General features: G+C 73.4%; 9 protein-coding genes. 5 read left to right on the top strand and 4 right to left on the bottom strand.

Going from position 1 to position 8,491, the window contains the following annotated elements; all coding sequences use genetic code 11:
• Positions 1-122: 122 nt before the first annotated feature.
• Together ACZ56B_RS11190 and ACZ56B_RS11185 are read left to right on the top strand one after the other, a co-directional pair.
• Positions 123-1,073: a cytochrome c oxidase assembly protein gene (locus ACZ56B_RS11190; protein ID WP_468788583.1), complete on the top strand. Its 951-nt coding sequence runs from the start codon at positions 123-125 to the stop codon at positions 1,071-1,073.
• A gap of 253 nt (positions 1,074-1,326) precedes the next feature.
• Positions 1,327-1,503 (top strand): hypothetical protein, encoded by a 177-nt coding sequence (locus ACZ56B_RS11185; protein WP_468788581.1) that lies wholly within the window; start codon positions 1,327-1,329, stop codon positions 1,501-1,503.
• Positions 1,504-1,526: 23 nt separating this feature from the next.
• On the opposite strand, the gene ACZ56B_RS11180 is transcribed toward ACZ56B_RS11185, so the two are convergent.
• From ACZ56B_RS11180 to ACZ56B_RS11165, 4 genes are read right to left on the bottom strand one after another with little or no spacing between them, the layout of a single operon-like run.
• Entirely contained in the window at positions 1,527-2,732 is a 1,206-nt protein-coding gene (locus ACZ56B_RS11180) for a sensor histidine kinase (RefSeq protein ID WP_468788579.1), read from the bottom strand.
• A complete protein-coding gene (locus ACZ56B_RS11175) occupies positions 2,729-4,444 on the bottom strand; it encodes a sodium/solute symporter (protein ID WP_468788577.1) in 1,716 nt (571 codons plus the stop codon). Before ACZ56B_RS11175 ends, ACZ56B_RS11180 begins: the two co-directional genes overlap by 4 nt.
• 20 nt (positions 4,445-4,464) lie before the next feature.
• Positions 4,465-4,824, bottom strand: a complete 360-nt coding sequence (locus tag ACZ56B_RS11170) for a hypothetical protein (RefSeq protein WP_468788575.1) — start codon at positions 4,822-4,824, stop codon at positions 4,465-4,467.
• 13 nt (positions 4,825-4,837) lie between these two features.
• Positions 4,838-5,608 carry a LytR/AlgR family response regulator transcription factor gene (locus tag ACZ56B_RS11165; RefSeq protein ID WP_468788574.1) on the bottom strand — a complete coding sequence of 257 codons (771 nt, stop codon included), beginning with the start codon at positions 5,606-5,608 and terminating at the stop codon, positions 4,838-4,840.
• A 122-nt stretch (positions 5,609-5,730) separates the two neighbouring features.
• On the opposite strand from ACZ56B_RS11165, the gene ACZ56B_RS11160 reads away from it, so the two are divergent.
• From ACZ56B_RS11160 to rocD, 3 genes are all read left to right on the top strand, one after another.
• Positions 5,731-6,234: an Lrp/AsnC family transcriptional regulator gene (locus ACZ56B_RS11160; RefSeq protein WP_468788573.1), complete on the top strand. Its 504-nt coding sequence runs from the start codon at positions 5,731-5,733 to the stop codon at positions 6,232-6,234.
• Positions 6,235-6,358: 124 nt separating this feature from the next.
• On the top strand, positions 6,359-7,171 hold the full coding sequence (ddaH, locus tag ACZ56B_RS11155) for a dimethylargininase (protein WP_468788571.1): 813 nt from the start codon (positions 6,359-6,361) through the stop codon (positions 7,169-7,171).
• Positions 7,168-8,394 carry an ornithine--oxo-acid transaminase gene (gene rocD / locus ACZ56B_RS11150; RefSeq protein ID WP_468788569.1) on the top strand — a complete coding sequence of 409 codons (1,227 nt, stop codon included), beginning with the start codon at positions 7,168-7,170 and terminating at the stop codon, positions 8,392-8,394. Before ddaH ends, rocD begins: the two co-directional genes overlap by 4 nt.
• Positions 8,395-8,491: the final 97 nt, after the last annotated feature.

Here is an 8,491-nt window from a genome sequence, read left to right as displayed (position 1 = left end):
GGGAGGTGTGCTTTAGCACCCCCGGGGGCTCCAACCCCCCCCCGTGGGGGTGCCCCAACTGGGGGCGGTTCTACTCTGGTGCGGACAGACAGCGCACAACCCCACGAATCAGGAGCCGGCGGATGGATCACAGCGGGCACGGCATGACCATGGATCTGCCGCCGTTCACGCTGGGGCGAGGACTCGCCTGGTCGGCGGACCCGTTCTTCCTCATCGCCTGCCTCCTGGGGCTGGCCCTGTACGGCTGGGGCGTGGTGCGCCTCACCCGGCGCGGGGACAAGTGGCCGGTGGGGCGGACGGTGGCGTTCGTCACCGGTGTGCTCAGCATCGGGCTGATGATGTGCACCGCCCTGAACGACTACGGCATGGTCATGTTCAGCGTGCACATGGTGCAGCACATGGTGATCAGCATGGTGTCGCCCATCCTGATCCTGCTCGGCGCCCCGATCACCCTGGCGCTGCGGGCGCTGCCGACGGCCGGGCGGGGCCGCAAGGGGCCGCGCGAGCTGCTGCTGATGCTGCTCCACAGCCGCTACATGCGGGTCGTCACCCACCCGGTCTTCACCATCCCGATGTTCATCGCGAGCCTGTACGCGCTCTACTTCACCCCGATCTTCGACTTCCTCATGGGATCGCAGGTCGGGCACATCGCGATGATGGTGCACTTCCTCGCCGTCGGCCTGATCTTCTTCTGGCCGATCATGGGCGTGGACCCGGGACCGCACCGTCCGGGACACCTGATGCGGATGCTGGAGCTGTTCGCGGGCATGCCGTTCCACGCCTTCTTCGGCATCGCGCTGATGATGGCGTCCTCCCCGATGGTCACGACCTTCGAGAACCCGCCCGCCTCGCTCGGGATCGAGGCGCTGTCCGACCAGAACGCGGCCGGCGGCATCGCCTGGGCGTTCAGCGAGATCCCGTCCGTCCTGGTGCTGATCGCGCTGCTCTTCCAGTGGTACGCCTCGGACCAGCGGCAGGCCAGGCGCGAGGACCGCGCCGCCGACCGTGACGGGGACAAGGAGCTCGAGGAGTACAACGCCTACCTGGCCTCGCTGCACGCGCGCGGAAGCTGACTCCTCCCCTCCCCCGCCCCTCGGCGGGGGCTTTCCCCCGCCGACGCCCCCGCCGTCCCGGAGGACGGTGACGTCCGCCCCCCGCGCCGCCGGCCGCGGTGGGCGGACGCGTCCCCGCTCCGCCCCCGCCGGGCCCGGGACGGTTCCCGGCACGCCGGGGCGTCCCGGAGGGCCGGTGCCGGTGCCGTCGTGCTCATGGTGAAAGGACGGAACAGGGGCACCATGGAGGGAACCGGATGAGGAGGGTGTCGCGATGCCCGGTTCCATGAACGGTTCCAGTTCGACGAAGACCATGGGGGTGCTCACCGTCGGCGGGCTCGTCGCCGTGACGGCCTACACGGTGGCGCTCGGCAGCAACGGCTGGCTGTGGTTCGGCTGGGTGGTCCTGGGCCTGATCACCCTCGGGATGATCGCCACGCGCAGCACCTGAGGGACGCCCGCGGCGGGCCGGCCTCACCTCGGGGCGAGCCGGCCCGCCGAGTGCACCCCCGGCTGGTACTTCGGCAGCCGGACGGTGATCTTCATGCCCGCCCCCACGGCCGTCTCGATGACGAGGCCGTAGTCGTCGCCGTAGACCTGGCGGAGCCGGTCGTCGACGTTGGACAGCCCGATGCCGCCCGTGGGGCTCACCTCGCGGGCGAGGATGCGGCGCAGCAGGTCCGGGTCCATCCCCGCGCCGTCGTCCTCGATGACGACGAGGGCCTCGGCGCCCGCGTCCTGCGCGGTGATCTGGATGTGGCACTGGTCGGCCTTGCCCTCCAGGCCGTGCTTGACGGCGTTCTCGACGAGGGGCTGGAGGCAGAGGAAGGGCAGGGCCACCGGCAGCACCTCGGGGGCGATCTGCAGGGTGACCAGGAGGCGGTCGCCGAAGCGCGCCCGCACCAGCGCCAGGTAGTGGTCGATGGCGTGGAGTTCGTCGGCGAGGGTGGTGAAGTCGCCGTGCCGGCGGAACGAGTAGCGGGTGAAGTCGGCGAACTCCAGCAGCAGCTCACGGGCCCGCTCGGGGTCGGTCCGCACGAACGAGGCGATCACGGCGAGCGAGTTGAAGATGAAGTGCGGGGAGATCTGCGCGCGCAGGGCCCGGATCTCGGCCTCGATGAGGCGGGTGCGGGACTGGTCGAGATCGGCCAGTTCGAGCTGGACGGAGACCCAGCGGGCGACCTCCCCGGCGGCCCGGACCAGCACCGCGGACTCACGGGGCGCGCAGGCCACGAGCGCGCCGTGCACCCGGTCGTCGACGGTGAGCGGGGCGACGACGGCCCAGCGCACCGTGCAGTCGGGGGTGTCGCAGGCGAGCGGGAAGGCCTCGCCGCGGCCGGTGTCGAGCGGGCCGGCCAGGCGCTCCATGATCTCGGTGCGGTGGTGCGCGCCGACGCCGTCCCAGACGAGGACCCGGTCGCGGTCGGTGAGGCACAGCGCGTCCGTGCCCAGCAGCGAGCGCAGCTTGCGGGCGGCCTTGCGGGCGGTCTCCTCCGTCAGCCCGGCCCGCAGCGGGGGGGTGGCCAGGGAGGCGGTGTGCAGGGCCTCGAAGGTCGCGTGCTCGACGGGGGTGCCGAGTCCGGCGAGGCTGGCGGGCCGGGCGGTGCGCCGGCCCAGCCAGAAGCCGGCCGCCAGCAGGGGCAGGACGGCGACCAGCAGCCCGGCGAGGAAACCGCTCACGCGGACACCTCCGAGCGCAGTTCCTCCGGCAGGTGGAACCGGGCCAGCACCGACGCCGTGCCGGGCGGCACCCGGCCGGGGGTGGCCAGGGACACCAGGACCATGGTGAGGAAGCCCAGCGGCACCGACCACAGGGCGGGCCAGGCGAGCAGGGCGTGCCAGGTGCCCCCGCCCGGGTAGCCGGTCATGGTCGCGGCGACGGCGAGGAAGGCGGAACCGCCGCCCACCAGCATCCCGGCGGCGGCGCCGGGCGGGGTGAGCCGGCGCCACCAGATGCCGAGGACGAGCAGCGGGCAGAAGGACGAGGCCGACACCGCGAAGGCGAGCCCGACGGCGTCGGCCACCGGCAGTCCGCCGACCAGGATGCTCGCCCCCAGCGGAACGGCCATGGCGAGCACCGTGCCGAGCCGGAAGTGCCGCACGCCCCGCGAGGGGAGGACGTCCTGGGTGAGCACGCCGGCCACGGCCATGGTCAGCCCGGACGCCGTGGACAGGAACGCGGCGAAGGCGCCCCCGGCGACCAGCGCGCCGAGCAGGTCGCCGCCCACTCCCCCGATCACCCGGTCGGGCAGCAGGAGCACGGCGGCGTCGGCGTTCCCGGTGAGCGTGAGTTCGGGGGCGTACAGGCGGCCCAGCGCGCCGTAGACCGGGGGCAGGAGGTAGAAGGCGCCGATGAGGCCGAGCACCGCGACGGTGGTGCGGCGGGCGGCGACGCCGTGCGGGCTGGTGTAGAAGCGGACCACCACGTGCGGCAGGCCCATGGTGCCGAAGAAGGTGGCCAGGATCAGCCCGTACGTGGCGTACAGCGGGCGTTCCTCGCGGGACTCGGCCCGCGAGGGCGACAGGGCGTCGTCCCCGCCGCGTCCGGCGGCGGGGATCTCGGTGCCCTCGGCGAACGTCAGGCGGGTGCCGCCGTCGACGCGGTGGGGGCCCGCGGGCAGCCGGAGCTCGGTGCCCCGGTACGCGCGGCCGTCGACCGTGCCGTGCACCGTCACGGTCAGCGTCTTCTCCAGCCTCAGGTCGAGGCCCTCCTCCACCCGGACGACCCGCTGCTCGCGGAAGGCGGCCGGTTCGTCGAAGACGTGGGCGGGCGCTCCGTCGCGCTGCCAGGCGAGGACCAGGAAGAGGGCGGGGACGAGCAGCGCGGTGAGCTTGAGCCAGTACTGGAAGGCCTGCACGAAGGTGATGCTGCGCATGCCGCCCGCGGCGACGATCGCGGTCACCACCACGGCGACGATCACCCCGCCGAGCCAGTCGGGCGCGCCGGCGAGGACGGCGGTCAGGGTGAGCCCGGCGCCCTGGAGCTGGGGCAGCAGGTACAGCCAGCCGACGCCGACGACGAGGGCGCCCGCGAGCCGCCGCACCACCGGGGAGGCGAGCCGGGCCTCGGCGAAGTCGGGCAGGGTGTACGCGCCGGAGCGGCGCAGCGGGGCGGCGACGAACAGCAGCAGGACCAGGTAGCCGGCGGTGTAGCCGACCGGGTACCAGAGCATGTCCGGGCCCTGGACCAGGACGAGTCCCGCGATGCCCAGGAAGGAGGCGGCGGAGAGGTACTCGCCGCTGATCGCGGCCGCGTTGAGCCGGGGGCCGACGGTGCGGGAGGCGACGTAGAAGTCGGAGGTGGTGCGGGAGATGCGCAGGCCGAAGGCGCCGACCAGGACGGTGGCCAGGACGACGAGGGCGACGGCGGGAACGGCGTAGCCGGAGTTCACGGTGCGCGGGTCCCGTCGTCTCAGCGGTCCTCGACGAGCCGCACGAAGTCGCGTTCGTTGCGTTCGGCGCGGCGCACGTACCAGCGGGCGAGCAGCACCAGCGGGGGGTACAGCCCGAAGCCGAGGACCGCCCACTCCAGGCGGCGGGCGTCCGGGGCGGCGGCGAAGACCAGCGGGAGCGGGCCGATGAGCAGGGCGAGGACGGCGAACACGGTGAGGCCGGCCCGCAGCTGGATGCGCATCAGGGACCGCACGTAGGTGTGGCCGAGGGTGGTCTGCTCGTCGATCTCGGTGCGCGGGCGGTAGTAGCCGAAGGGGCGGCGTGCGCGGCGGGGCGGGCCGGTGACGACCACGCGGCGCTCGGTCGGGTCCTGGGGCACGGGTGTTCTCCCCTCAGCTCGTGGTCCGGCGCATCAGCAGGTCCCGCAGTTCGCGGGCGTGCCGCCGGCTGACCTGGAGTTCCTCGGCGCCGATCAGGACGCTCACGGTGCCCGCGCCGAGCCGGAGCTCGCCGATGTGGCGCAGGGCGACCAGGTGGCGGCGGTGGATGCGGACGAAGCCGCGGGCGCGCCAGCGCTCCTCCAGGGTGGACAGCGGGATGCGGACGAGGTGGCTGCCCCGTTCGGTGTGCAGGCGGGCGTAGTCGCCCTGGGCCTCGACGTGGGTGATGTCGTCGACCGCGACGAAGCGGGTCACGCCGCCGAGCTCCACGGGTATGTGGTCGGGGTCGGGTTCGTGCACGGGGATGCGCGGGGCGGCGCCGCGCCGGGCGGCGGCGCGCAGTTCGCCGACCCGGCGGACCGCCTCGGCCAGCCGTTCCCTGCGGACCGGTTTGAGCACGTAGTCCACGGCCTTGAGGTCGAAGGCCTGGACGGCGAAGTCCTCGTGGGCGGTGACGAACACGACGAGCGGCGGCCGGGCGAACCCGGTGAGCAGCCGGGCGAGGTCGAGTCCGTCGAGGCCGGGCATCTGGATGTCGAGGAAGACCACGTCGATGGCCTCGGGACCGTCGGGGCCCGACTCCAGGGCCCGGTTGATGCGGCGCAGCGCCTCGGTCGCGTCCCCGGCGCCCTCGGCGCTGCCGATGCGGGGGTCCGCGTTGAGCAGGTACAGCAGTTCCTCCAGCGAGGGACGTTCGTCGTCGACGGCGAGGGCACGCAGCATGAGGCTGGAGTGTAGGGGCATCCCCCCGTCCGGGCACGTGCCGGACGCGACCGTCGCCGACGGCCCCGGTGACCGGCCGCCGTCCTGGACGGCGGCCGGTCACCGCTGGATACAGTTCCCGGATGAACAGCAGGCCCGCGCCGTTCGACGAGCTCGACCGGAAGATCGTCACCGCGCTGATGGCGAACGCCAGGACGTCCTTCGCCGAGATCGGCGCGGCCGTCGGGCTGTCGTCGACGGCGGTCAAGCGCCGGGTGGACCGGCTGCGCGAGACCGGGGTGATCACCGGCTTCACGGCGACCGTGCGGCCGTCCGCGCTGGGCTGGCGCACGGAGGCGTACGTCGAGGTGTACTGCGAGGGCGCGGCGCCGCCCCGGCGGCTGGCGGAGGTGGTGCGCAACCACCCGGAGATCGCCGCGGCGATGACGGTGACCGGCGGGGCGGACGCGCTGCTGCACGTGCGGGCGCGGGACGTGGAGCACTTCGAGGAGGTCCTGGAGCGCATCCGCCAGGAGCCGTTCATCCGCAAGACGATCAGCGTGATGGTGCTGTCCCACCTGCTCCCGGACAGTCCCGAGGCGGGCGTCACCCAGCCCGCCCCGGAAGGCGCAGCGGACGTGCGCTGAACGGCGGAAACACGCAGCGATCCTGCGCGAGCGCGCAGCTTCCGTTCCTTGTCGCCCGTCACGCTCGGTTCCTACCGTGGAAGCACCCCCTGTCGGCACCGCGTGGAAGCGGAGGAACCCCTCTGTGCCCGATTCCCGTGTGGCGCGCCGGCGGCGTTATCTCGTCTGCGAACCCAGACACTTCGCCGTGCGGTACGCGATCAATCCCTGGATGCACCCCGACCGCCCCGTCGACGTCTCCCTCGCCCGGCGGCAGTGGCGGACGCTGGTCGACGCCTACCGCGACCACGGCCATGTCGTGGAGACCGTGGAGCCGGAGCCCGGACTGCCCGACATGGTGTTCGCCGCGAACGCGGCGGTCGTCGTCGAGGGCCGCGTCCTCGGCTCCCTGTTCCTGGCGCCCGAGCGGCGCCCGGAGTCCGTGCCGTACGAGGCCTGGTTCAAGGCCGAGGGCTACGAGGTCCGGCACCCCGGGTCGGTCTGCGAGGGCGAGGGCGACCTGGTGCCCGCCGGGCGCTGGATCCTCGCCGGCACCGGGTTCCGCACCACCCGTGAGGCGCACCGCGAGGCGCAGGAGTTCTTCGGGGTGCCCGTGATCGGCCTGACCCTCGTGGACCCGTACTTCTACCACCTGGACACGGCGCTGTTCGTGCTGGACGAGGAGAACATCGCGTACTACCCGGAGGCGTTCTCGCCGGGGAGCCGCGAGGCGCTCGCCCGGCTGTACCCGGACGCGGTGACCGCGACCCGTGAGGACGCGATGGCCTTCGGGCTGAACTCCGTGTCCGACGGCCGCCACGTGTTCATCTCGCCGGGGGCCGTGGAACTCGCCTCCCGGCTCGCCGACCGCGGCTACGTCCCCGTCCCCGTCGACCTGTCCGAGTTCCACAAGGCGGGCGGCGGCATCAAGTGCTGCACTCAGGAGATCCGCTCATGACCTCGTCCGTCGCCACGCGTTCGTCCGCCGAGCTGATCGGCGCGGAGGAACCGGTCCTCGCGCACAACTACCACCCGCTGCCCGTGGTCGTCGCCCGCGCCCAGGGCGCGTGGGTGGAGGACGTGGAGGGCCGGCGTTACCTGGACATGCTGGCCGGCTACTCGGCGCTCAACTTCGGCCACCGCCATCCCGCGCTGGTCGAGGCGGCGCACCGCCAGCTGGACCGGCTCACGCTGACCTCCCGCGCGTTCCACAACGACCGCCTCGCGGAGTTCGCCGAACGGCTGGCCGCGCTGACCGGCCTGGACATGGTGCTGCCCATGAACACCGGCGCGGAGGCGGTGGAGAGCGGGGTCAAGGTGGCCCGCAAGTGGGCCTACGACGTGAAGGGCGTCCCGGCCGACCGGGCGACGATCGTGGTGGCGGCGGACAACTTCCACGGCCGCACGACGACGATCGTGAGCTTCTCGACGGACGAGGTGGCGCGCGCCGGTTTCGGCCCCTTCACCCCGGGCTTCCGGGTCGTCCCCTACAACGACCTGGCGGCGATGGAGGCCGCGATCGACGGGACGACGGCGGCGGTGCTGATCGAGCCGGTCCAGGGCGAGGCGGGCGTCGTCGTCCCGGACGACGGCTACCTGGCGGGCGTGCGGGAGCTGACGCGCCGCGCGGGGTGCCTGTTCGTGGCGGACGAGATCCAGTCGGGGCTGGGCCGGACGGGCCGGACGCTCGCCGTGGAGCACGAGTCGGTCGTCCCGGACGTGGTCCTGCTCGGCAAGGCGCTGGGCGGCGGCATCGTCCCGGTGTCGGCGGTGGTCGCCCGGCGCGAGGTGCTCCAGGTGCTCCACCCCGGGGAGCACGGGTCGACCTTCGGCGGCAACCCGCTGGCCGCGGCGGTCGGCACGGCCGTGGTGGAGCTGCTGGAGACGGGTGAGTTCCAGCGCCGGGCGGCGGAGCTGGGCGTGGTCCTGCGCGAGGGCCTGGAGGCGCTGGTCGGCAAGGGGGTCGTCGGTTTCCGCTCCCGCGGTCTGTGGGCGGGCGTCGACGTGGACCCGGACCTCGGCACGGGCCGCGAGGTGAGCGAGCGCCTCCTGCGCGAGGGCGTCCTCGTCAAGGACACCCACGGTTCCACCATCCGTCTGGCCCCGCCGCTGACGATCACGGCGGACGAGCTGCGGGGGGCCCTGGAGACCCTGGGGAAGGTCCTGGGCCGGCGGGACTGACCGGCGCCGGGGGGGGGGGGGGGGGGGGGGGGGGGGGGGGGGGAACGGCAACCACCGCAACAAAACCACCCACGCCAAAGACAACAAGGAGCCCCCT

The sequence above is a fragment of the Streptomyces sp. NPDC034670 genome (genome assembly GCF_055574875.1).
This window is presented reverse-complemented; position numbering and strand designations above follow the sequence as displayed.

Excerpts from the sequence above, each read along its gene's own strand:
- ACZ56B_RS11190 (WP_468788583.1), top strand. The coding sequence starts at position 123 with ATGGATCACAGCGGGCACGGCATGACCATGGATCTGCCGCCGTTCACG.
- ACZ56B_RS11185 (WP_468788581.1), top strand. The coding sequence starts at position 1,327 with ATGCCCGGTTCCATGAACGGTTCCAGTTCGACGAAGACCATGGGGGTG.
- ACZ56B_RS11165 (WP_468788574.1), bottom strand. The coding sequence starts at position 5,608 with ATGCTGCGTGCCCTCGCCGTCGACGACGAACGTCCCTCGCTGGAGGAA.
- ACZ56B_RS11160 (WP_468788573.1), top strand. The coding sequence starts at position 5,731 with ATGAACAGCAGGCCCGCGCCGTTCGACGAGCTCGACCGGAAGATCGTC.
- rocD (WP_468788569.1), top strand. The coding sequence starts at position 7,168 with ATGACCTCGTCCGTCGCCACGCGTTCGTCCGCCGAGCTGATCGGCGCG.